The following is a 22,939-nucleotide window of genomic DNA, read 5'->3' as shown; positions in this document are numbered from 1 at the left end:
CAGCGCGCGGCGCGGCGCGCTACCGCGTCCGACGGAACCGTACGTCCCAGGCGCGCGACTCGCGCACACTGAGCCCGGTGACGCGCCCGCGGCCGTCGCGCACGAAGCGCACGTGTCCGCTCGCGTCGCCGAACGTGTCGGTGTAGAGCGGCGGCGCGGTGCGCTGCACGCGGCCGTAGCGGTCGGCGAGCCGCAGCCCCGTGCCGTCGACGGTGACGACGATCGTGCCGTCCACTTCGTCGCTCTCGTAGGTGCCGGCGTACTCGGCGAGCCGCGCGGCGGTCGGGGTGAACGGCGCCGTCGCCTCGTAGCGCAGCGTGTCGCCGTCGGCGGTGACGAGGCGGAGCGTCGTCGGCGCGTGCGCCGACGAGTCGAGCGTGACGACGGCGCCCGTCGACAGGCGGAGCTGACCGTTCGTCACCACGAGACGGAGCGGCGCGCCGTCGCGCGTGCTGCGGTACGTCCCGACGAACGCGGCAGGCCCCGCCCCGTCGACGCTCGCGGCGACCAGCGTGGCGCGCACGGCCGGCGTCACCGGCTGCAGCGCGTCGCCGAGGTACGCGGCCGCCGTGGCGTGCGCGAGCGCCGTCGGGTTGGCCGTGCCGTCGTTGCAGAGCACCGCGATCGCGAGCCCCTGCGTCGGGAAGCGGGTGAGGAACGCGCGGTAGCCGGCCGTCGCGCCCGAGTGGTCGACCTCCGGCACGCCGCGGAAGCGCGTCACGACCAGCCCACTCGCGTACTCGAGCGTGCGTCCCCCGTTGAGGCGGGCCTGGCGGTGCATCTCCTCGAGGAAGCGCGGGCCGCCGAGCGCGCCGGTCTCCAGGTTCGCGGTCCACTTCAGCAGGTCGGCGGGCGTCGTCAGCAGGCCGCCGTTGCCGTGCGCGTTCTCGAACGGCATGTCCATGCGATAGCCGCCCGCGCCGGCGCGCGCGTACGCGATCGCCCGCCCCTTCACGACGCGCGTGAAGTCGTCGCGCCACGACGTCTGCGTCATGCCTAACGGCTGGAAGATCCGCTCGCGCGTGAACTCGGCCAGCGGCTTGCCCGACACGCGCCCGACGATGAGCGCGAGCAGGTTGTAGCCGGTGTTGGTGTACGAGTAGTACTGCCCCGGCGTGTAGTTCAGCGCGCGCTGGTGCCGCGCGATGTCGAGCACGAGGTCGTTCGTGTACGCGCGCGTGCCGCGTGGCCATCCGCCGAGCTCCGCGACGCTCCCCCAGTCGCGCAGCCCGCTCGTGTGGTTCAGCAGGTGGCGGATGGTGATCGGCGTGCCGTAGTCGGGCAGCTCGGGGAGCCATCTCCGCACGTCGTCGTCGAGCGACAGCTTGCCGTCGAGCGCGAGCAGCACCACGGCGCCCGCGGTGAACTGCTTCGACACCGACCCGGCCTCGAACACCGTGCGCGGTGTGTTGGGCACGTCGTGCTCGAGGTCCGCCATGCCGTACGCGCGCTCGACGAGCGGCTCGCCCTTGCGCGACACGCCGACGGCGCAGCCCGGGCCGTCGGTGCGCGCGTAGGCGCGGAAGATCGAATCGAGCCCCGCGCCGCTCTGGGCGGCGACCGGCGTGGCGGCGAGGAGGAGAGCGACGGGGAGGAGCGTGCGACGCATGCAGCGACTCGCGGCGGGGTGGCGGAACGGGGAGCGACGTCGCAAGGTGAGGCAAGGTGAACATCCTCGCCAGCCCTCGCGTTGGTCACGCGGAGGCGCGGAGGACGCGGAGAACGACCAGCGGCATTGGTGTTCTCCGCGTCCTCCGCGCCTCCGCGTGAGACGACCACAGAGTCACTCGCTCCCATGTCTCGCATCTCACGTCGCGACTTCCTCGCGCACACCGGCTCGTGCGCCGCGCACCTCGCGCTCGCCGCGGCGGCGCTCCCCGCCCCGCTCCGCGCGGCGTGGGCGCAGCGCCCGCTCGGCGCCGTGGTCGCGCGCGAGCCGTTCGGCACGCTCGAGCGCGTGGCCGACGGCGTGTGGGCGCTCGTCTCCACGCCGCTCGGCGGCGATCGCACGACGCTGTGCAACGGCGGCATCGTCGTGGGCCGCGAGCGGGTGCTCGCGGTCGAGGGATTCTTCCAGCCGGCGGGTGCGGCGTGGCTCGCCGCCCGCGCGAAGGAGCTCACCGGCCGCTGGCCGACGCACGTCGCGCTCACGCACTTCCACGCCGACCACACGAGCGGCGTCGCCGGCTACTTCGGCGAGGCGCGGCCGCAGGTGTCGGCGACGGAGCGCACGCACACGCTCGTGCACGAGCGCAACCTCCCCGCCGACGCGGCGCGCACCGCGGCGCTCGCCGACGCCGTGCTGCTCTCCGCCACCGAGGCGTCGACGTTCGACCTCGGCGGCCGCGTCGTGCGCTTCGTGCCGCGCGACGGGCACACGCCGAGCGACGCGTCGCTCGAGCTGGAGGAGCCGAGCGTGGTGTTCGCCGGGGACCTCGTGTGGAACGCGATGTTCCCGAACTACGTGGACGCGACGCCGAGCCGGCTCGCGCGCTCGGTGGCCGCGCTGCGACGCGCGCGCGACACGGTGTACGTGCCGGGCCACGGGCCGTTAGGCCGGCTCGCGGACCTCGACCGGTACATGTCGATGCTGGGCGAGGTGGAGCGGGCGGCGCGCGCGGCGCACGCCGCCGGCAAGACCGCCGCCGAGGGCGCCGCCGCCTTCACGCTGCCGGCGGCGTTAGGCGACTGGGTGTTGCTGAATCCGGTGTTCTACGAGCGCGCGTTCGCGGCGTGGTATCGGGAGCTGGCGGGCTGACAGGCGTCGCGCGAGCGATCACCCCCGACCTATCAGCGCGGCCCGAAGGACCCTCCCGAGATCAACACACGGCTCGTGCGCCGGACGATGGCTCGCGTGCTCGCCCTGTACGCCACATGAGGAGGCCGCCGTGAGCTCGGACTGCACACGTGTCCTCGCCTTCTACGCGGGGACGGGCGTCGACGACCGCGGACGTCGCATCGACGACGTGCTCGCGTTCGACGACTCGGCGCTGGAAGACGTGCACGACTACATCCAGTGGCTCTTCCCGCTCGACGTGCCGAGTGGCGTGATGCCGCACGCGCCGCTGGTCGACGGCGACTGCGGCGATGCGTTCGCCGCCGACCCGCGCCTGCGTGCCACGCTGCACCGCGCGTTCGATCGGATGCTCACGTTCTACGGGCTGCGGCTCGTCGTCGGCGCCGAGGGCCTGACGGTCGTTCGGGCGGAGGACTTCGGACGGCACGCCGAGAACTGGCTGACGCGGCAGAACCACAACTTCCTGCGCCTGACGCGCATCCTGCGCTCGCTCCACCTGCTTGGAGAGGCGCCGCGCGCCGGCGCGCTCTACGCGTGCCTCGAAGCGCTGTACCGTGAGCGTCGCTCGACCATCGGTGAGCGGACCTTCGCGTTCTGGACGCGGGCCGCGAGTGGCGAGTCGTAGGTGGCGTAGCCGGTGGTCGCCGTTGGCTAGCCGCTGCCCGCTCGCTCGTCGAGCACGCGCAGCCACTCCGCCGCCCCGGTCGCATCCGGATCCTCGCGCACCACGCGCGCGAACTCCTCGCGCGCCGCCGCGGTCTGCCCCGACCTGAGGTATGCCTCGCCGAGCAGGAAGCGCGTCGTCGTCGCCGTGGGGCGCACGTCGAGCACGGCGCGGTAGAACGCGATCGCGTCCGCCGCGCGGCCGCGCGCGACGAGCTTCTGCCCCGCGTCGACGAACGCGAACTCCGGGATCGAGTCGGCGCGCGTGCTGCCCGCATACGCCGCGCGGAAGCGGCGGGTGGCCTCGTTCACCCCGTCGCGCTCGACGCTCGCGAGGAGCGAGTCGCCGACCGGATGCGCCCACCGGTCGACATTCGGGATCGTGGCCGAGACGAGCAGCTCGATGTCGGCGCGGTCGCTCACCGCCATGCGGCCGGGATCGAACTCCGAGTTCCAGAACGCCGTGCCCTCGATCCCCCACGCCTTGCGGCTCACCGAGAGCGTGCCGCGCAGCGTCATGCGTCGATTCCCCCACGCGTCGGGCATCGGACCGTTCAGCCGCTCGAACGGGATCTCGACCTCGCGGCGCTGGCCGTGCATCGCGAGCACGCCGCGCAGCACGAAGCCGCGCGGCGCGCGCGCGCGACGCTCGTGGAGCGGAACGTGATGCGGGGGTAGCGCGCGGCGTCGAAGAAGTCGGGGCTGCGCAGGTGCCGGTCGCGATCGCGCGAGTTCGTGCTGATGCTCGCCACGTCGATCGCGACGCTCACTGACGAGCGTGTCGGGTCGCGCTCGTCGTACAGGATCGTCCCGTCGTACGACGTGAACGCGCCGTGCACGGTGGACATCCCCATGAACCCGATCGAGAAGCCGACGCTGGAGTGCGCGGCGTCGATGCCGTAGCGCGCGGGTAGGTCGCTCTGCGCGTCGAGCCGCGCGTCGAGCGGCGGCGCGACGAGGAGCGCGGCCAGTACTCGGAGTGTGGTGCGCATGCGGCCACGGTAGGCACGGCGCGCGGCGGCGCCACGGCGCGGGGGCGAAGGGCGCACGTGCAGGGGCGAAGGCGCGCGTCGTGGGGCGAGCGCGCGATGCTTGCCGTCGGCGGTGGCGACACGTACGCTAGCCGCGATGACGTCACTCCTTCCCGCGCCGTCGGCGCGCCGCCGCGCGCTCGCGTGGGCCGCCGCATGGACGCTCGTCGTCGCGCTGTTCACCGCGCACGAGCTGTTCGCCGTGCGGTGGTACGGCGGCACGCGCGGCTGGCGCTCGCTGCTCCTGCGGCAGACGGTGAGCTGGCTCGCGTGGGCCGCGCTCGCGCCGATCGTCGTGCAGCTGGCGCGGCGCGTCCCGCTGCGTCGCGGCGCGCTCGCCCGCGGCCTGACGGTGCACGCCGCGGCCGGCGCGGCGGTGAGCGTCGCGCACAGCCTGCTCGTGGCGGCGGTGTACCCGCTGTTCTACTACGCGCCGTCGGCGGCCGCGCTGCGCGACGTGTTCCGCGAGCGCGTCGCGGGAGCGTTCGTGGTGAACCTGCTCGTCTACGTCGCGCTCGTCGCCGCGGTGCAGGCGCAGCGCCACGCGCTCGCCCGCGCCGAATCCGACGCGCGCGGTGCGCGCGCCGAGCTCGGGCTGCTCACCGCGCAGCTCCAGCCGCACTTCCTGTTCAACGCGCTGAACGCCACGGTGGAGCTGATCGAGAGCGACCCGCGGGCGGCCGCGCGCATGGTGCGCAGCCTGTCGGAGCTTCTGCGCCGCTCGCTCACCGGCTTGCGGGGGACGGTCACCACGCTCGACGACGAGCTGGCGACGCTCGAGCGCTACGTCGCGATCCAGCGCGTGCGCTTCCCGACGCTCGCCGTGACGCTCGACGCCGAGCCGGCGGCGCGCGGCGCGCTCGTGCCGCCGCTCATCCTGCAGCCGCTCGTGGAGAACGCGATCAAGTACTCCGTCGGCGCGCGGGGCGAGGGCGCGGTGCGCGTGGAGGCGGCGGTCGCCGGCGGCGCGCTGCGGCTCTCGGTGAGCGACGACGGCGTCGGCTTCGGCGCCGCGGAGGGCGCGGGCGCCGGGCTCGGCCTGCCTAACGTGCGCGCGCGGCTCGCCTCGCTCTACGGCGACGACCACACGCTCGCCTGCCTGCCCAACACGCCGCGCGGCGCGCGCGCGTCGTGCTCACGCTGCCGCGCGCGTATCCGACATGAGAGTGCCGTGACCGCGCTCCGCGCCGTCGTCGCCGATGACGAGCCGCTCGCGCGGCAGCAGCTCCGCCGCCTGCTCGCTGCAGTCCCTGGCGTGGAGATCGTCGGGGAGTGCGCGGCGGGGGACGAGACGATCCGCGCCGTGCGCGCGCTCGCCCCCGACGTCCTCTTCCTCGACGTGCAGATGCCGCGGCTCGACGGCCTCGGCGTCGCGAGCGCGCTCGGCGCCGACGCGCCACCGATCGTCTTCGTGACGGCGTACGACGCCCACGCGATCGCCGCGCTGCGCAGCGGCGCGGTGGACTACCTCGTGAAGCCGGTGAGCCCGACCGAGCTGGCCGAGGCGGTCGCGCGCGTGCACGCGCGCCGCGCCGCCGCGCTCGCACCGGCCGAGCCGTTCCTCCGCCGCCTCGTGGCGCGCGCCGGCGAGCGCACCGTGGTGCTCGATCTCGACGAGGTGGACTGGCTCGAGGCGCGCGACAACTACGTCGCCGTGCACGCGGGCCGGCGCACGTGCACGATGCGCAGCACCCTCGGCGGGCTCGCCGCGCGCCTCGACCCGTCGCGCTTCGCGCGCGTGCATCGCTCGGCCGTGGTCAACCTGTCGCGCGTGCGCGAGATCCAGCCGTGGTTCCGCGGCGAGCAGCTGCTGATTCTCGCGGACGGGACGCGGGTGACCGTGGGGCCGAGCTACCGCGAGGAGTTCCTGAAGCGGCTCGGCGGCTGAGTGGGCTCACGAACCTCACCTGATCCGCGCCACTCCGTTCCCCGGCGAGGGAAATCGCGCGAACACCGCCGGATCGTGTCCCGGCACGATGAGCCGCGCCGAGCTCGCGAGCGTCTTCATGCGGTCCTGCGCCGCGAGGTTCGACAGCGAGTCGAACGTCTGCGCGATCGGCCGGCGGCGGTCGAGGTTCTCGTAGAGGTAGCAGTTGTCCGACGCGATCACCGCCGTCCCGGCGTGCGTGCGCACCGTCGCGTACTGCGACGCGTACGTGTGACGCCCGCCGGTGTAGACCGCGATCCCCGGCAGGATCTCGCGCGCGTCGCCGTCGACGAGCATCACGCGCCCGGCGCCGCGCAGCGCGTGCAGCATCGCCGCGTCGTCGGCGTCGATCCCCGGGTGCGCGGGCGTGCCGTCGGGGGCGACGTAGTACTCGTACTCCGCACGCTGGATCCAGACGCGCGCGTTCGGGAAGAGATCGAGCCCGTCGGCGTGGTCCCAGTGCACGTGCGACAGCACGACGTCGGTCACCGCGGCCGAGTCGACGCCGAGCGCGGCGAGCGCGGTGGCGGGTGTGCGGTAGTCCGCGGGCTTCCACTGGCGCACGAACTTGTCGCGGTGGAACCCGGCGTCGACGAGCACCGTGCGTCCGGGCGCGCGGAGCAGCCACACCATCATCGCGATGTCCTGCCGCCGCGCGGAGTCGGCGCCGGCGACGAGCGCGCGCGCCGGGAATCCGACGATGGTCGCGTAGCGCACCGCGTCGACGTCGTAGACCGGTGCCGCCGGGTGCGGACCGCGGCACGACGCGACGAGCGCCGCGCCTAACGCGAGCGCCGCGCGGCGCCTCACGGCACCTTCGTCGCCGGCGTCGTCGTCGCGGTCGGCGTCGGTGCGGCGGCGGCGGCCGGCAGCGTGTCGCGCGGCGCGGGCGTGGCCGAGCCGTTGCCGCCCACCGCGGCGGGCGTGCCGTCGCAGTACACGGTGAGCTGCTTCTCGGCGAACGGCGCGAGCTGGCCCACGTAGTCGAGGTACTGCTTCGCCACTTCGGGGGCGACCATCTGTCCCGCCTCGAGCCCCGCGCGCGCCGCCGCGAGCGTCTCGCCGCCGAGCCGCGCGAGCGTGCAGCTCGCCGGCTTGTCGGTGAGCTTCGGCGCCTCGGTGAGCGCGGCCTTCGACACGTTCAGCGCCGCGGTGCCGAGCAGGAACTTCGACTGCGGCGTCGAGCGGGCCGAGTCGGCGAGCGCGAAGAAGCGGAGCGCGCGCGCGCGTAGTCGTCGCGCACCTGCGTCTGGCCGGCGGCGCGCAGCAGCACGTTCCCTTTCGCGAGCGCGAACTGCGCGACCGCCGCCGTGTCCTCGCCGCGCTTCAGCGCGCGCGACAGCGACAGGAACGCGCTGTCCGGCCGTCCGAGGTCGAACTCCGCCTGCGCGATCGCGAGCACGCCCTGCGGCAGCGTGGAGTCGAGCGCCACGGCCTGCTGCATGGCGGCGAGCGCCTCCTCCGCCTTGCCGCGCGTCTTCAGATCCTTCGCTGCGAGCGCGTGCAGCTCGGCGCTCTTCGGGAACGTGGCGAGCCCGCGCGGCACGACCGAGTCGCGCTCGGCCTGCACGAGCTCCGTGTACAGCACGTAGAGCGGCGCGTGCTTCGGGAACTGCTGCACGCCGCGCGCGGCCAGCTCCATCGCCTTCAGCGTGTGCCCCGCCGCGCGGTGCGCCGCGGCGTGCCGCAGCCGGAACGTCGTGTCCGACGCCGACGGCTCGTCGCGCGTGAGGAGCGAGTCGCCGACCTCCGCCGCGAGCGCCCATTCCTTCGCGTTGAACGCCGCCTGCCACTCCAGGCGCACCAGCGTGACGTCCTCGGGGTGCAGCTCGATCGCCTTCTTCAGCAGCGGCAGCGCGCGCTTCGCGTTGCCGCCCTCCAGCAGCCCGCCGGCGGCGCGCAGCGTGAGGTCCACGCTCTCCGTGTCGGTGGCGGCGAGCCGCAGCCACATCGTGCCCGCGGCGTCGCGCCGCTGCAGCGCGTTCAGCGCGCGGCCGGCCCCGTCGAGCCCCTCGCGGCTCGTCGAGTCGATGGCGAGCAGCGACTCCGCGGCCGCGAGCACGCGCGCCGCCGGCGCGCTCGTGGCGATGAGCGCCCCGACCTCGCACGCGCGCACGAACGCGCCGCGCGGCACCGCGGTGATCCCCTGCTTCGCCGCGTCGAGGGCCTGCGCGCCGCGCCCCTCGCGCAGCGCGTTCATGCACCGCCGCTCGTGGACGAGCTGCGCGCGCATGGCGACGAGCGACCTCGCGACCACGTCGCCGGCGAGATCGAGGTCGGCGTTCACGCCGGGCTCCAGCGGCTGCCTGGTCCCGGCGCTGCGCACGAGCCGCAGCTCGCCGTCGATCCGGTACGCGTCGCCGCGCCGGGTCACGGTGCCCATCACGTACTCGTCGGCGCGGAGCGCGCGCGACACCTGGTTGAACACCGCCGGCTCGAGGCCGATGTCCGACGGGAAGCCGTCGCGCTCGAGCCGCTCGCGCGCTCGCGCCGCGGAGACGACGTCCACCTCGCGCGAGTTCACGAGGTCCCCCGCCCGATCGCGCACCCGGTCGCCCGCCTTGCGGCCGACCTTCACGTCCACCCCCGGCCCCGGGGTGAAGTTCAGGACGAGCAGCCCCTGCCGGGTGAACTCCATCGGCGGCTTCTTCTGCGCCAGCGCGGGCGTGGCGAGCGCCGTCGCGGCCGCCGGCAGCACCACCGGCAGCAGCAGCAGGCGGTGGACGAGGCGACGCACGAGGCGCTGGCGGTCGGGCGTGGGAGCGGGACGGGTCATCTGCGACGGAGGGCGATCCGGGGCCGCGACGAATCGACGGCAGCTAAAGGATACGGTACGGAGCGGCCGAGCGTTGCGGGACTCCCGATGGACGCGCATGGTAGGTCAGTCGTTCCACGGTGCCCGATCCGGTCGAGTCATGGAACTGTCACAGGGGTCCGAGAGCGTGCCCCGCCGCCGCGCGTCCGACCGGCCGGCGGACCTCGAGCGCGTGCAGCACGAGGTGCGGACGAACATCGCCCGGGCCACCGACGCCGTCGCGCACAGCCGCGCGCTGACGGAGAGCCGCGCCGCGGACCGCGCCGCCACGACCGAGTTCGCCGCCCGACTGCAGACGAGCGAGGCGCGCTTCCGTGCCCTCGTCGAGGTCGCCGGCCACGTGACGTGGGTGCTCGACGCGCAGGCCCGGATCGTCGCGCCGCAGCCCGCGTGGCAGGCGTTCACCGGGCAGTCGTTCACCGACGCGCGCGGCCGCGACGGCTATGGCTGGGCCGACGCGATCCACCCCGACGACCGCGCCGAGGCGCTCCGCACCTGCCGCGAGGCCATCGGGCGCGGCGCGGCGCGCTACGAGCACCGGGCGCGCATCCGCCGCGCCGACCGCGGGGGCGGGCACGAGTGGCGCCACACGCTCGTGCGCATGGTCCCCGTGCGCGGCGCCGACGGCGCGGTGTGCGAGTGGGTCGGCGCGAACATCGACATCACCGACCTCGTGGCCGCCGAGGCCGCGGCGCACACGGCGCTCACCGAGGCCCAGGCCGCGCGCGCGGCGGCCGAAGCGGCGACCGCGGCGAAGGGGCGCGTGCTCGCCGCCGCGTCGCACGACCTCCGGGCGCCGCTCGCCGCCATCGCCGGCTACGTGGAGCTGCTCGCCGACGGCGTCATGGGCCCGATCACCGAAGCGCAGCGCGAGGCGCTCGAGCGGATCGACATCGCCCAGGCGGTCCTGCTCGCGCTCACCACCGACATCGTGCATGCCGCGCGCGCCGAGGCGGTGGCCGACGTGCCGCTCACGCTCTCCGACGTGCGGCTGGATCCGCTGTGCGACATCCTCGGCATGCTCATCGCCCCGCACGTCGCGAGCAAGGCGCTGCGCTACGACTGCCGCATCGGCGGCGCCGACGCGCACGCGCACGACGACGACGGGACGGGTCCGCTCGTCGTGTACGCCGACGCCGAGCGCGTGCTGCAGATCCTCGTGAACCTCGTCGGCAACGCGATCAAGTTCTCGCCGCGCGCGGGCACCGTGACCGTGGACGCGGCGGGGGGCGGGCCCGCCGTGCACGTGCGCGTGTGCGACACCGGATGCGGCATCCTCGCCTCGCAGCACGAGGCGATCTTCCAGCCGTTCGTGCGCGTGGGGTCGGGCGCGTCGTACACCGACGGCGTCGGCCTGGGGCTGGCGACGAGCCGCGACCTCGCGCGTCGCATGGGCGGCGACATCACGGTGGAGAGCACGCTCGGCGTCGGCAGCGTGTTCACGCTCACGCTCCCACGCGGCCGCGCCGGCCGCAGCGCCCCTGCCGCCGGCCCCGATCAGTAGCGGCGTCCGTACCCGATCGGGTACAGCGGCTTCGCGCTGTCGTGCGGCAGGTCCGAGCGCTGCGCGCGCACCGCGTTCATCGACGACGGCAGCTCGAACGGCAGCTTGCCCTCGGGCCGCGCGCGCCCGGTGAGCACGTCGAGCAGCGCGGCGTCGCTCACGCCGAAGTTCGCGAGCAGTGCGCGCGCGCGCACCCTGACCGGCTCGAGGATCGCCGGCCGGTCGAGGTACACGGTGACGATCGTCGGCACCACGGCGCTCGCGCGCCGGAACGCCTCGTAGTCGGCGTCGCCCGGACGGAACTCCAGGCTGCCCTCGTGCTGCATCGCGCCGAACACGTAGCCCGGGTGCAGCCGCTCGAACGGCGCCGACAGCCGCACGATCGCGATGTCGGCCATCGCCGGATCCGGGACCACCTCCCATCCCTCGCGCGCCACCACCTCCGGCGACAGCCCGCGCACGTAGACGCGCAGCATCCGCCTCCGCGGGTCCGGCCGCAGCGGAAGGATCCCGCGCTTGTTCTCGAGCAGCACGAGCGCGTGGCGCTGCGCGTCGAGCCCGGCCTCGCGGAAGTCGTCGGTGCCGACGCGCCGCGTGGCGGCGTCCGGGTCCACGTACGGGTTCTCGAACAGGCCTAACGCGAACTTCTGCTCCAGCACCCGCGCCGCCGATGTGTCCAGGCGCGCCTCCGGCAGCTCGCCCGCGCGCACCGCCGCCGCGAGCGCGTCGGCGCGCTCGGTCCCGCCGAACTGGTCGACGCCCGCGCGCACCGCCTTCACGAACCGCTCGCGCATCGGCAGCGCCTCGACGCCCCACGGCATCGCGACGTCGGCGAACGACGGCCGCTCGCCGTTAGGCACCCCCTCGCGGCACCGCGCCGAGCAGTCGTTCGTGACGCCCCAGTCGGTGATGACGAGGCCGCGGAAGCCGTAGCGGCCGCGCAGCGCGTCGGTGAGGAGCTGCGCGTTGAACCCGGCGCCCACCTGCTCGAGCGGCTTGCCGTTCCACGCGGCGCCCTCGAGGATGGAGTACGTCGGCATCACGCCGGCGACGTGCGCGGCGAACGCGCCGAGGAACGGCCGGATGTGGTACTCCAGCGCCGACGGCGACATCTCGGCGTAGCGGCCGTAGTACGAGTGGCTGTCGAGCCCCTCCTTCTGCGCGCCGTAGCCCACCCAGTGCTTCACGACGGTGGCGACGCCGACGCTGTCGACGCCCGCGCCCCCGTGCTGGAACCCCTCGACGTACGCGCGCACGAGCCGCTCGGCGAGCGCGGCGTCCTCGCCGAACGTGCCGTTGATGCGGCTCCAGCGTGGCTCGGTGGAGAGGTCGGCCTGCGGCGACAGCGCCATGTGGATCCCGACGGCGCGGTACTCCTGCCGCGCGATGTCGCCGAACCGATGCACGAGCGCCGAGTCGCCGATCGCGGCGAGCCCCAACGGCTCGGGCCACTGCGAGAACTGTCCGGCGGTGACGCTCGCGCCGAGCACGTACTGGAAGTGGTGCCGCGGGTCGGTGCTGATGGTGAGCGGCACGCCCAACCGCGTCGACTCGGCGATCTCCTGCAGCAGATCGTTCTGCGCCGCGAGCGTCGCCGGCGCGCCGCCGAGTCGCGTGATCATGCTGGTGACCTTCGCGCCGTCGATGAGCGCGCGCGTGGCGGCGGTGTCGTAGCCCGTGCCCGCGCCGGACGCGCCTCCTGGGCCGCCGCTGCGCGCGGTGCCGTGCATCATCGTCCCCGCCTTCTCCTCGAGCGTCATGCGGGCGACGAGGTCCCGCGCGCGCGCCGCGGGCGTGAGCCGCCAGTCCTCGTACGGGTCGAGCGCGCCGTTGCGATTCAGGTCGCGGAAGCGGAGCCCGCCGATCGTGAGGATCGGCGCCGAGCGTGATCCGAGCACGGGCTGCGCGGGTTGCGCACCGGTGCCAAGCGGCGCGACCGCGATGACGGCGGCGGCCATGAAGCGTCGTGAGAAGAGCATCCATCCTCCGATTGACTCGACTGTCTCGCGCGGAGATGTGGGGAACACCCTTTATTGACCGCAGAGGGCCGCAGAGGGCCGCAGAGAACGACAACTGCTTTTCTAACCACGGAGGACACGGAGGACACAGAGGACAACCCTTCAAGCGAAGCAGTTGATTTCCTCCGTGTCCTCCGTGTCCTCTGTGGTTCAAGTCAAAAGGGCAGTCCTCTGCGGCCCTCTGCGGCCCTCTGCGGTTCAAGTATGCAGCGCCAGCGCCCGCCGCGTTCTCCGCGCCTCCGCGTGAGCACGAACGACAACCAACGATCCCTCATCGCGCGACGCGGTTCCCCGCGATCCACACGGACGAGATGCGTCGCACGTTGCGGATGTCCTGCAGCGGATCCGCGTCGAGCGCGACGAAGTCGGCCCACTTCCCCGGCTCGATCGTGCCGACGTCGCGGGCGAGATGCATGCACCGCGCGGCGTCGCGCGTCGCGGCGCGCAGTGCCTGCGACGGCGTGAGCCCGGCGCGCACCATGTACTCCAGCTCCATGAGCTCGAAGTAGCCCTGGAAGCGCCCCACCGGGCCCGTGTCCGTCCCCATGGCGAGCGGCACGCCCGCGTCCGACAGCGCCTTCACGTTGCGGCTCGCGACCTCCAGCGCGGTGCGATAGCGGCGCGCCGCGGGGCTCGCGCGCACCGAGGCCTGCCGCGCCGTGTCGCGGAGCGTCGCGACCCACGCGGGGTTCGCGTGCGCGAGGAAGAACGGATCGGAGAAGAACTCCGGCGTCGACCCGTACACGAACGTCGACACCTCGCGCATGAGCGTGGGGCTCACGCACACGCCGCGCGCCTTCAGCTTCGCGATCAGCTCCGCGTCCACGTCGGCGTCGCGCACGCTGTGCGCGACGAAGTCCGCGCCCGCGTCGAGCACCGCCTTCGCGTCGGCGAGGTAGAAGAGATGCACCGCCACGCGGAGCCCGCGCCGGTGCGCCTCGTCGATCACCGCGCGCCAGATCTCCGGCGCCATCTTCGCCGTCGTGCCGAGGTTGTCGTCGACGCGGATCTTCACGACGTCGACGTGCAGGCTGTCGTCGCGCGCCACGAGCGCGCGCGCCTCCTCCGGCGTCTTCGGCGCGAGCACCGGGCCGGCGAGGTACACGCGTGTGCGGTCGAGCGTGGGGACGTTCTGCGCCGCGCGCGCCGCGAACACCGCCGGCGGCTCGTCGCCGAGGCTGAACACCGTCGTCACGCCGTACGCGGCGTACGTGCGGAGATCGCGGTCGGCGTCGGTGACGTGGCCGTGCGCGTTCACGATGCCCGGGATCACCGTCTTGCCGGCGAGCGAGACGCGCTCGGCGCCCGCGGGGATCGCCACGCGCGATGCGGCGCCGGCGTCCACCACGCGGCCGTCCCGCACGACGATGGTCGCATCGCGCACCGGCGCGCGGTCGGTGCCGTCGATCAGCGTGAGACCGGTGAACGCGCGCGTCTGGGCGTGCGCGGTGGACACGGCGAGCAGGAGCGGCGCGAGCGCGCGGAATCGCATGGCGGATGCAGGGGCTGGAAGGCGACGGTATTATGCCGATCGTCCCTTCGAGGGGGAACCATGCGACGCCTCGTGGCCGACCTGTCGTACGCCGCGCGGACCCTGCGCCGCCAGCCGGCGTTCGCCGCCGCGGCGCTGCTCACGCTCGCGTTAGGCATCGGCGCCACCACCGCGATGCTCACGGTCGCGCGCGCGGCGCTCGTGCGCGCGGTGCCGTTCGACGCGGCCGATCGCCTCGTGCAGGTATCGGCCACCGACGCGCGCGATCCCACCGTGCGGGCGAGGGCGACGGCCGCCGAGCTGCGCGCGTGGCGCGACGGGGCCCGCGCGTTCGCCATGCTCGAAGGCTTCGACGGCACGAACCTCACGCTCACCGGCCGCGACGCGCCCGAGCGGCTGCAGGGCATCCGCGCGACGCCGGGCTTCCTCGCCATGCTGCGCGTGCGGCCGGCGGTCGGCCGCGCGTTCGTGCCGGCCGACTCCGGCGCCGAGGTGGCCGTGCTGAGCGATGGGCTCGCGCGGCGGCTCGGTGCCGCGGTCGGGAGCACGCTCACGCTCGACGGCCGCGCGGCGACGGTGATCGGGGTGCTGCCGCGCGACGTCCTGTTCGCGCCCGCCGGCGACGCCGAGGTGTGGCTGCCGGTGCACGACGACCGCGTGCTGTCGGTCGTGGGGCGGCTGCGCGACGGCGCGACGGTGCGCGGAGCGTCGACCGAGCTCGCGACGATCGAGCGCCGGCTTGCCACGCGCTCGGCGGACACGCCGGCCGGCCGCTCGGCGCTCGTGGTCCCGCTGCGCGAGGCGGTCGTCGGGCCCACGCGCCCGCTGCTCGTCGCGCTCGGTGGCGGCGTGGCCCTCGTGCTGCTCGTCGCGTGCGCGAACGTCGCGAGCCTGTTCCTCGCCCGCGCGCTCGGCCGCGCGCGCGAGATGGCGGTGCGCACCGCGCTCGGCGCGGGACGCGCCCGCATCGCGCGACAGCTCCTCACGGAGAGCCTGCTCGTCGCAGCGTTAGGCGGCGCGGCCGGGGCGGCGCTCGCCGCGCTCGGCGTGTGGTGGCTCGCCGCCGCGGCCCCGGCGTACGTCGTCGACCGCATGCCGTTCCTACGCACGCTGACGATGGATCCCGCGGTGCTCGGCGCCACGCTCGTCGTCGTGCTCGCGACGGGCGTGGCGTTCGGGCTCGTGCCCGCGCTGCAGGCGGGACGCCTGTCGACCGCGTCGCTCGGCCGGCGCGACGGCGACGGGTCCGTGCTCGCCGGACGCGCGCGTCGCGCGCTCGTCGTCGGCGAGATCGCGCTCACGACCGTGCTGCTCGTCGGGGCCGGGCTCATGACCCGGAGCGTCGTCGCGCTGCTCCGCGTCGATCCCGGGTTCGCGACGGAGGACGTCGTCACCACCCGTATCGCGCTCGCCGGCGCGCGCTACGACGCACCGGTCGCGCAACAGCGGTTCTTCGAGGCGTTCGTCGCGCGGGCGCGCGAGCTGCCGGGCGTGCGAGCGGCGGGCGCGGTCAGCAACGTGCCGCTCGCCGGCTCGGGCGCCGCCGCGTTCCGCGTGGAGGGCGCGCCGGAGCCGGCATCGGATGCGCGCCCCACGGCGATGCTGCGCGGCGTGGCCGGCGACTACTTCCGCGCGATGGGGATCCGCGTGCTCGACGGGCGGCCGTTAGGCGCGCGCGACGACGCCGACGCGCCGCGCGTGGTCGTCGTCAGCGAGGGGCTCCCGCGGCGCCTGTTCGCGCCCGGTACGGCGGTGGGCCGGCGCATTCGCTTCGACGCGGCTCCCGAAACGGCATGGACCGTCGTCGGTGTGGTGGCCGACGTGCGCGCCACGAGCCTCGACGCGGCCGCGCCGGCGATCGTCTACCGCTCGCACCTGCAGGCACCGGAGAACCGCATGACCGTCGTGCTGCGCGCGAGCGCGGACCCGGCAGCGCTCGTCGCCGCGATGCGGCGCGCGGCGCGCGAGGTGGATCCGACGCTCCCCGTCTACGGGGCCGCGACGATGGCGACGCAGGTCGCGAGCACGCCGGCGGTCTACGTGCGCCGCTCGCTGCTCGTGCTGCTCGGCGGCTTCGCGCTCGCCGCGACGACGCTCGCCGCGGTCGGCGTGTACGGCGTGGTGGCGTACGCGGCGGCGCGGCGCACGCGCGAGATGGGCATCCGTGCCGCGCTCGGCGCGACGGCGCGCGAGATCGCGACGCTCGTGCTGCGGCAGGGAGCGGCGCTCGCCGCGACGGGGATCGTGGCGGGACTCGTCGTCGCCGCGGTGCTCGCACGCGCGCTCGCGACGCTGCTCTACGGCGTTCGGGCGAGCGACGTGATGACGTTCGCCGGCGCGGCGGCGCTGCTCGCGGCGGTCACGCTCGTGGCGAGCCTCGCACCCGCGCGGCGCGCGGCGCGCGTGCATCCCGCCGAGTGCCTGCGCGCGGACTGACGATGCGCGAGCCGCCGTTCAGCGCCGGTCCAGGCGCCCGAGCGCGAGCCGCAGGCGCCGATCGCGATCGTCGCCGGCGCGGCGCGAGGGTGCAGCTTCTTGACGGCGGGCCGCGGCCGGGCGGCGTTCCTTTCGACGCGGCACCGCGTCCCGCCCCATCACCCATCCGCCCGTGATCTCTCTCGCCCCCGTCACGCTCGAAGGCCACGGCGTCCGCCTGGAGCCGCTCGCGACCGCGCACGTCGACCCGCTCGCCGCCGCCGCGGCCGACGGCCGTCTGTGGGAGCTGTGGTTCACCTCCGTCCCCGAGCCGGCCCAGACCGCCGCCTACGTCGCGCAGGCGCTCGACGGTCAGGCCGCGGGGCACATGCTGCCGTGGGCAGTGCGCGACCTCGGCACCGACACGATCGTCGGCACCACGCGCTACCACGACATCGTGCCGAACATCGACCGCGTCGAGATCGGGTGGACCTGGTACGCGTCGCGGGCGCAGCGCACGCACGTGAACACCGCGTGCAAGCTCCTGCTGCTCACGCACGCGTTCGACACGCTCGGCTGCGCGGTAGTGGGACTGCGCACCGACAACTTCAACTTCGCGTCGCAGCGCGCCATCGCCGCCCTCGGCGCGCACAAGGACGGCGTCATCCGCCATCACTGGCCGCGCCGCGACGGCACGGTGCGCGACAGCGTGATGTTCAGCATCCTGCGCGGCGAGTGGCCGGACGTGAAGCGGCATCTCGCCTCGCGGCTCGCGCGGCACGCGGAATAGGCCGTCGCCGGGTCATCGCGTCGCGAGCGCGTCGGCCGCGATCGCATCCCGGAACGCGGCGAGGCGCCGGTTGAACGACGCGGCATCGTCCCAGAACGCGGCGTGGCCCGCGCCGCGCATCACGTCGATCTGCGCGTGCGGCATCGCGGCGCGGTGCTGCTCGACCACCTCCGCGCGCACGATCGCGTCCGCGACGCCGTGCGTGACGAGCACGGGGCGCGTGATGGTCGGCAGCAGGTCGTCGTTGTCGACCACGCGCGTCAGCATCGCGTGGCGCACGGACGGGGACACCGACGAGCCGAAGCCGAGCATCGTGTACAGATCCGACTGCTCTGGGGGGCGGAAGAAGCAGAGGCGCAGCAGCGCGCGGAGCCCGCCCACGCTCTCCGTCACGTCGGTCGAGAACAGGCCGGGCAGACATTCGAGGAACTCCGGCGTGAGCACGGCGAGCGCCGCCGCGCTGCCGAGCTTCGTGACCGCGCCGACGAGGTGGAGCCCGCCTACCCGCTCCTCGCCGTAGTGCCGCACGTAGTCGAGCATGACGAGCGGCCCGTACGACCAGCCGCAGAGGACCGGCCGATCGAGGCCGAGCGTGCCGACGACGGCGTCGACGTCGGCCGCCCACAGCCGCGAGTCGTCGTAGCCGTCGCGCGGCGCCTCCGACGCGCCGTGCCCGCGCAGATCCATCGCGACGAGCCGATACCGGCGGGCGAGCTCGGAATCGAGCTGTCGCTGCCAGGTGAGCCAGGACTGCGACATGCCGTGCACGAACAGGATGGACGGGCCTGTCGGGTTCCCCGCCTCGACGACGTGGAGCCGGGTACCGCCGCCGCCCGAGATGGTGTGGTGCGTCATGGGATGCCTCCGTGGATGGTCGCGCCGCATTGAGATGGTGGGCGACCCGCGGTATGTTCGCATCGGACGATTCGTCCCATGCGCGGCGGCACGCGCGCCGCTACGTTCGCGTCGGGAGACATCGTCCGATGCGCGGAGGATGCGACGCCATGAGTCTCGCGTTGCGACGCGTGGATCTCGATCGGCTCGACCGCACGCTGACCACGATCCTGTCGCCGCTGGCACATCAGCGGTGCGACGACTGGCGCCTCGCCGTCGAGTCGGCGGTCGCGGTGCTGCTCGACGGCGACCACGTCGTGTTCGGGATGCCGCGCGCCGGCATGCCGATGCACGTCCACTCGATGAACGTTGGCACGCAGCCGCAGCGGGCGATCCAGACGCTCTTCGGCCGACTGCCGGACCTGCCGACGGATCCGTGGCTGCAGGCCGCCGAGCATGAGCGACTGCGCTCGGGCGCGGAGGTGTGGAGCCGGCTCCGCGCGTTCTGGCGTGCCGCCGCCGGCCAGCCCTCCGCGCGGCGCCGCTCCGCGTTCCTCGGCGAGGTCGTCACGCCCGGTCGCATGGCCGACAGCGAGAACATCGACTGGTCCGTCGACGGCGGGCACGTGGCGCTGTGCATCTCGTACGGCAACGCCGAGTCGTCGGTGCGGCCGCGGCGCTCGACGCCACGTCACGCGGCGGGCGCGGTGCTCAAGCTGCTGCTCCCCGCGCTCAAGGTCGGCGTGACCATGCGCCTCGCGCACGACCGCGCGACGGCGGCGGCGGAGCTGTCGCTCGGACGCTTCGGCCTGACGAGGCGCGAGGCGGAGATCGCGCGGCTGCTCGCGCGGCGAGCCACCAACCGCGAGATCGCCGAGCGGCTCGACGTGAGCCCGCACACGGTGCGCCACCACGTCGAGAACATCTTCGCGAAGCTCGGCATTCACTCGCGTCGATCCATCCGCGATTGACGGCGCGCGACGCGATCGTCGTCGGCTCGGGGCCTAACGGTCTCGCGGCCGCCATCACGCTGGCCCGCGCCGGACGCTCCGTGCTCGTGCGCGAGAGCGCGTCGGTCGTCGGCGGCGGCACGCGCACCGCGGAGCTGACGCTCCCCGGCTTCGCGCACGACGTCTGCTCGGCGGTGCACCCCCTCGGCCTCGGCTCCCCGTTCTTCCGCGGCGTACCGCTGCACGAGCACGGGCTCGGGTGGGTCGAGCCCGAGGTCCAGCTCGCGCATCCACTCGACGACGGATCGGCCGCGGTGCTCGTGCGCTCGATCGACGAGAGCGCGGCATCGCTCGACGTCGACGGCGACGCGTGGCGCGCGCTCGTCGGGCCGTTCGCCGAGCGGTGGGATGCGCTCGCGCCGGAGATCCTCGGGCCGCTGCTGCACCGGCCGCACCATCCGTGGCTGCTCGCGCGGTTCGGCATGCGCGCGCTGCGCTCGGCGGGCGGGCTCGCGCGCGCCACGTTCACGACGGCGCGCACACGCGGGATGTTCGCGGGGCTCTGCGCGCACGCGATGGTGCCGCTCGACCACGCGGGCACCGCGGCGTTCGGCCTCGTGCTCGGCGCGCTCGCGCACGCGATCGGATGGCCGGTGGCGCGCGGCGGCTCGGCGGGCATCGCGGCGTCGATGGCGGCGTACCTGCGATCGTTGGGCGGGGAGATCGTGACCGACGCGCCGGTGACGTCGCTCCGTGAGCTGGACGCGCGCGCGACGATCCTCGACCTCACGCCGCGGCAGATCGTGCGCATCGCAGGCGACCGACTTCCCGCGCGATACGCGCGCGCGCTGGACCGCTTCCGCTACGGGCCCGGCGTGTTCAAGGTGGACTGGGCGCTATCGGAGCCGGTGCCGTGGCGCGCCGAGGCGTGCCGCCGCGCCGGCACCGTGCACCTCGGCGGCACGCTCGAGGAGATCGAGGCGTCGGAGGCGGCGCCATGGCGCGGCGAGCACGCGGAGCGGCCATTCGTGCTCGTCGCGCAGCAGAGCCTCTGCGACGGCACGCGCGCGCCGGCGGGCCGGCACACCCTGTGGGCGTACTGCCACGTGCCGCACGGCTCGACGGAGGACATGACGGCGCGCATCGAGGCGCAGATCGAGCGGTTCGCGCCGGGCTTCCGCGACTGCGTGCTCGCGCGCGCCACGCGCGACACGCGCGCGCTGGAGGGCTACGACGCGAACCTCGTCGGCGGCGACATCGGCGCCGGCGCGAACACGCTGCGCCAGGTCTTCGCGCGGCCGACGTTGGGCCTCACGCCCTACGCCACGCCGGTGCGCGGGCTCTATCTCTGCTCCGCGTCGACGCCGCCGGGCGGCGGGGTGCACGGCATGTGCGGCTACCACGCGGCGCGCGCCGCGCTGCGCGACGCCCTGCGCGACGCCCTGCGCGACGCGCGCGGGTGAGCAAGAGGCAGCCGCAGAGAGCCCGGTGCTCCGCGAATGGACCGCGGAGGACGCAGAGGGCCGCAGAGGACTGCCTCTTTGCATTGAAACCACGGAGGACACGGAGGACACGGAGGACACGGAGGAGAACCACGTCACTCGTTGGTTTTCCTCCGTGTCCTCCGTGTCCTCTGTGGTTCAGATGAAAGGCTCTGCGGCCCTCTGCGGCCCTCTGCGGTTCGAGACGGCGAGGCCGTCAGCGCCCCTTCCCGACCAGGAGGCGCGTCACGGCGTCGCTGTACGTCGGCCCGGTGATCACGCGCGCGCCGCCGCGCAGCACCAGCACCTGCTCGCCCTTGAACCACGGCTGCATCTCGCGCACGTGGTGCCGGTTCACGATGGCCGAGCGGTGCACGCGGAGGAACGTCGCCGCGTCGAGGCGCGCTTCCAGGCTGCGCATCGACTCGCGGACGACGAGCGGCGCGCCGCGCCCGGCGACGAGGTGCACGCGCGCCTCCTTGCCGTCCATCTCGATCCACTCGACGTCGCGCGGGTCCACGAACACGTGGCGGTCGTCGACCTTCAACGCGAGCGGCGCGGGATCGGCCGCCACGAGCCGCAGCAGCTCACGCAGCTGCGCGGCGCTCGTGGCGCCCGCGTCGCGCAGCCGCGCCGCGACGCGTCGCACCGTGGCGTCGAGGCGCGCGGCGTCGAACGGCTTCAGCAGGTAGTCGCACGCGCTCACCTCGAACGCCTGGATGGCGTAGCGGTCGTACGCGGTGACGAACACGACGAGCGGCGGCGACGCCGCGCGCCCCAGCGCGGCGGCCACCTCCAGGCCGCTCATGCCGGGCATCTGCACGTCGAGGAACACGACGTCGGGGCGCGTCGCGTCGATCGTGCGCACCGCCTCCGCGCCGTCGCCGGCCTCCCCCACGACGTCCACACCACCGCGCTCGCCGAGCAGCGCGCGCAGCAGCTCGCGCGCGGGCTCCTCGTCGTCCACGACGACGGCGCGCACGACGGCGGCGCTCACGCGGCCCAGCGGCGATAGGGCACGCGCAGCACGACGACGAACGCGCCGTCGGTGCCCGCGCCTGCATGGAACGAGTGGTCCGCGCCGTACAGCTGCGAGAGCCGCGCCTCCAGGTTCGCGAGCCCGATGCCGGAGCCCGGTCGCTGCACCGCCATCGTCGCTGCATCGCAGTCGTTGCGCACCGACAGGCGCAGGTGCGACGGCTCGCGCGCCGCGTCGATGCTGATGGCGCCGCCGCCCGGGGTGCGCTCCACGCCGTGGCGGATCGCGTTCTCCACCAGCGGCTGCAGGATGAGGCTCGGCACCACCGCGTCGAGCGTCTCGTCGGGCACGCGCACCTCGACGCGCAACCGGCTGCGGAAGCGCGCGCGCTGGATCTCGAGGTAGCGCTCGACGAACTGCAGCTCCTCGCCCAGACGCACCTCCTGCGCCGCGGTGTGGTCGATGGACGCGCGCACGAGCTCTCCGAGCGATGCGATCACGCGCTGCGCGGCGGCGACGTCCGTCATCATGAGCGACGACACGGTATGCAGCGCGTTGAAGAAGAAGTGCGGCTGCAGCTGCATGCGCAGCACGTTGAGCTCCGCGCGCGTCGCGCGGGCCTCCAGCTCGGCCTCGCGGAGCTGCCGGCGGCGCAGGTCGTCGTACGCGAGCACGGCGTGCAGCGCGCCGCCGATCGTGCAGAACAGCAGCAGGTTGAACGGCGCGGTGTTGAGGATCCACATCGGCAGGAAGCGCGGCAGCGGCACGTGCGCCGGGATCGCGCCGCGCGGCATGAGCGGCACGTTGAGCACGACGGTCGCCGTGACGAGGCCGACCCCCACGCAGCACGCCAGCCCGAGCGCCAGCCACACCGCCACGCGGCGCAGCCGATGCGCGGGGACGTCGAGCCGATGCCGCTCGCCGACGAACACGATCAGCGGCACGAACGGTCCCCACGCGAACCAGTCGAGCGCGTTCAGCGCGAGCGCGCGCCCCACGCCGCGGACGCCGTACGCGCCGCCGCTGCGCACCACCTCCTGCGCCGTCGCCAGCACCGTGAGCACGACGGCGATCGGCGCGACGAGCAGCATGAGCCGCGCGATCCCGCGGCGCGACGAGAGACGCGTGTCGCTCATGTCGCCGAATCTTCACGACGCGACGGGCCGACGCAACGCGATCGCCTCGTCGATTCGCGCGCCGGATCTTCGCGCCGCTCTCGGTCCGCTTGGCGCTCGCGATGCGC

19 protein-coding genes are annotated in these 22,939 nt (G+C 74.4%); 8 read left to right on the top strand and 11 right to left on the bottom strand.

The features are described from left to right. Positions 1–19 precede the first annotated feature (19 nt). Positions 20–1,609 carry a serine hydrolase gene (locus J421_RS24725; protein WP_025413795.1) on the bottom strand — a complete coding sequence of 530 codons (1,590 nt, stop codon included), beginning with the start codon at positions 1,607–1,609 and terminating at the stop codon, positions 20–22. A 186-nt stretch (positions 1,610–1,795) separates the two neighbouring features. Between J421_RS24725 and J421_RS24720 the strand changes: the two genes are divergently transcribed. Together J421_RS24720 and J421_RS24715 are read left to right on the top strand one after the other, a co-directional pair. Further along, a complete protein-coding gene (locus tag J421_RS24720; protein ID WP_025413794.1) occupies positions 1,796–2,758 on the top strand; it encodes an MBL fold metallo-hydrolase in 963 nt (320 codons plus the stop codon). 130 nt (positions 2,759–2,888) lie between these two features. Continuing rightward, positions 2,889–3,422: an opioid growth factor receptor-related protein gene (locus J421_RS24715; protein WP_025413793.1), complete on the top strand. Its 534-nt coding sequence runs from the start codon at positions 2,889–2,891 to the stop codon at positions 3,420–3,422. Between the two features lie 26 nt (positions 3,423–3,448). On the opposite strand, the gene J421_RS24710 is transcribed toward J421_RS24715, so the two are convergent. Both J421_RS24710 and J421_RS24705 read right to left on the bottom strand, forming a co-directional pair. After that, complete coding sequence (locus tag J421_RS24710; RefSeq protein WP_236646372.1) at positions 3,449–4,060, bottom strand: tetratricopeptide repeat protein; 612 nt, start codon at positions 4,058–4,060, stop codon at positions 3,449–3,451. After that, positions 4,015–4,452 carry a YceI family protein gene (locus tag J421_RS24705; protein WP_104023260.1) on the bottom strand — a complete coding sequence of 146 codons (438 nt, stop codon included), beginning with the start codon at positions 4,450–4,452 and terminating at the stop codon, positions 4,015–4,017. The genes J421_RS24710 and J421_RS24705 overlap by 46 nt, the downstream gene beginning before the upstream one ends. Positions 4,453–4,588: 136 nt before the next feature. Here J421_RS24705 and J421_RS24700 point away from each other — a divergent pair, with 136 nt between their 5' ends. Continuing rightward, positions 4,589–6,379 (top strand): response regulator, encoded by a 1,791-nt coding sequence (locus J421_RS24700; protein ID WP_025413792.1) that lies wholly within the window; start codon positions 4,589–4,591, stop codon positions 6,377–6,379. 15 nt (positions 6,380–6,394) lie between these two features. Here the strand turns inward: J421_RS24700 and J421_RS24695 are convergent, their stop codons facing one another. Genes J421_RS24695 through J421_RS32295 form a run of 3 tightly spaced genes read right to left on the bottom strand, consistent with a single transcriptional unit; the run spans position 6,395 to position 9,194 of the window. Beyond that, positions 6,395–7,228 (bottom strand): N-acyl homoserine lactonase family protein, encoded by an 834-nt coding sequence (locus J421_RS24695; protein WP_025413791.1) that lies wholly within the window; start codon positions 7,226–7,228, stop codon positions 6,395–6,397. Continuing rightward, positions 7,225–7,557 carry a hypothetical protein gene (locus J421_RS24690; RefSeq protein WP_025413790.1) on the bottom strand — a complete coding sequence of 111 codons (333 nt, stop codon included), beginning with the start codon at positions 7,555–7,557 and terminating at the stop codon, positions 7,225–7,227. Before J421_RS24690 ends, J421_RS24695 begins: the two co-directional genes overlap by 4 nt. Positions 7,558–7,559: 2 nt before the next feature. After that, positions 7,560–9,194, bottom strand: a complete 1,635-nt coding sequence (locus tag J421_RS32295) for a tetratricopeptide repeat protein (protein ID WP_025413789.1) — start codon at positions 9,192–9,194, stop codon at positions 7,560–7,562. A 166-nt stretch (positions 9,195–9,360) separates the two neighbouring features. On the opposite strand from J421_RS32295, the gene J421_RS32290 reads away from it, so the two are divergent. Beyond that, positions 9,361–10,737, top strand: coding sequence for a PAS domain-containing sensor histidine kinase (locus J421_RS32290; RefSeq protein WP_148306522.1), 1,377 nt, complete (start codon positions 9,361–9,363; stop codon positions 10,735–10,737). Here J421_RS32290 and J421_RS24675 read toward each other — a convergent pair. Both J421_RS24675 and J421_RS24670 read right to left on the bottom strand, forming a co-directional pair. Then, positions 10,731–12,716, bottom strand: a complete 1,986-nt coding sequence (locus tag J421_RS24675; RefSeq protein ID WP_104023257.1) for a glycoside hydrolase family 3 protein — start codon at positions 12,714–12,716, stop codon at positions 10,731–10,733. The genes J421_RS32290 and J421_RS24675 overlap by 7 nt on opposite strands. A gap of 310 nt (positions 12,717–13,026) precedes the next feature. After that, the gene (locus tag J421_RS24670) at positions 13,027–14,247 is read right to left on the bottom strand and encodes an amidohydrolase family protein (protein ID WP_104023256.1); all 1,221 of its coding nucleotides are present in this window, start codon (positions 14,245–14,247) and stop codon (positions 13,027–13,029) included. A gap of 60 nt (positions 14,248–14,307) precedes the next feature. Here J421_RS24670 and J421_RS24665 point away from each other — a divergent pair, with 60 nt between their 5' ends. After that, entirely contained in the window at positions 14,308–16,683 is a 2,376-nt protein-coding gene (locus tag J421_RS24665; protein ID WP_025413786.1) for an ABC transporter permease, read from the top strand. A gap of 172 nt (positions 16,684–16,855) precedes the next feature. Beyond that, a complete protein-coding gene (locus J421_RS24660; RefSeq protein WP_025413785.1) occupies positions 16,856–17,452 on the top strand; it encodes a GNAT family N-acetyltransferase in 597 nt (198 codons plus the stop codon). 12 nt (positions 17,453–17,464) lie between these two features. Here the strand turns inward: J421_RS24660 and J421_RS24655 are convergent, their stop codons facing one another. After that, a complete protein-coding gene (locus J421_RS24655; protein WP_025413784.1) occupies positions 17,465–18,307 on the bottom strand; it encodes an alpha/beta fold hydrolase in 843 nt (280 codons plus the stop codon). A gap of 149 nt (positions 18,308–18,456) precedes the next feature. Between J421_RS24655 and J421_RS24650 the strand changes: the two genes are divergently transcribed. Next, positions 18,457–19,257: a helix-turn-helix transcriptional regulator gene (locus J421_RS24650; RefSeq protein ID WP_025413783.1), complete on the top strand. Its 801-nt coding sequence runs from the start codon at positions 18,457–18,459 to the stop codon at positions 19,255–19,257. Next, positions 19,254–20,699, top strand: coding sequence for a phytoene desaturase family protein (locus J421_RS24645; RefSeq protein WP_025413782.1), 1,446 nt, complete (start codon positions 19,254–19,256; stop codon positions 20,697–20,699). Before J421_RS24650 ends, J421_RS24645 begins: the two co-directional genes overlap by 4 nt. Before the next feature lie 235 nt (positions 20,700–20,934). On the opposite strand, the gene J421_RS33065 is transcribed toward J421_RS24645, so the two are convergent. Both J421_RS33065 and J421_RS24630 read right to left on the bottom strand, forming a co-directional pair. Further along, on the bottom strand, positions 20,935–21,714 hold the full coding sequence (locus tag J421_RS33065) for a LytR/AlgR family response regulator transcription factor (RefSeq protein WP_025413781.1): 780 nt from the start codon (positions 21,712–21,714) through the stop codon (positions 20,935–20,937). Next, a complete protein-coding gene (locus J421_RS24630; protein ID WP_025413780.1) occupies positions 21,711–22,832 on the bottom strand; it encodes a sensor histidine kinase in 1,122 nt (373 codons plus the stop codon). Before J421_RS24630 ends, J421_RS33065 begins: the two co-directional genes overlap by 4 nt. Between the last annotated feature and the right edge of the window lie 107 nt (positions 22,833–22,939).

This window comes from Gemmatirosa kalamazoonensis (assembly GCF_000522985.1).
Classification (GTDB): domain Bacteria; phylum Gemmatimonadota; class Gemmatimonadetes; order Gemmatimonadales; family Gemmatimonadaceae; genus Gemmatirosa; species Gemmatirosa kalamazoonensis.
The sequence above is the reverse complement of the archived record's forward strand: the minus strand, read 5'-3'. Positions and strand labels throughout refer to the sequence as shown.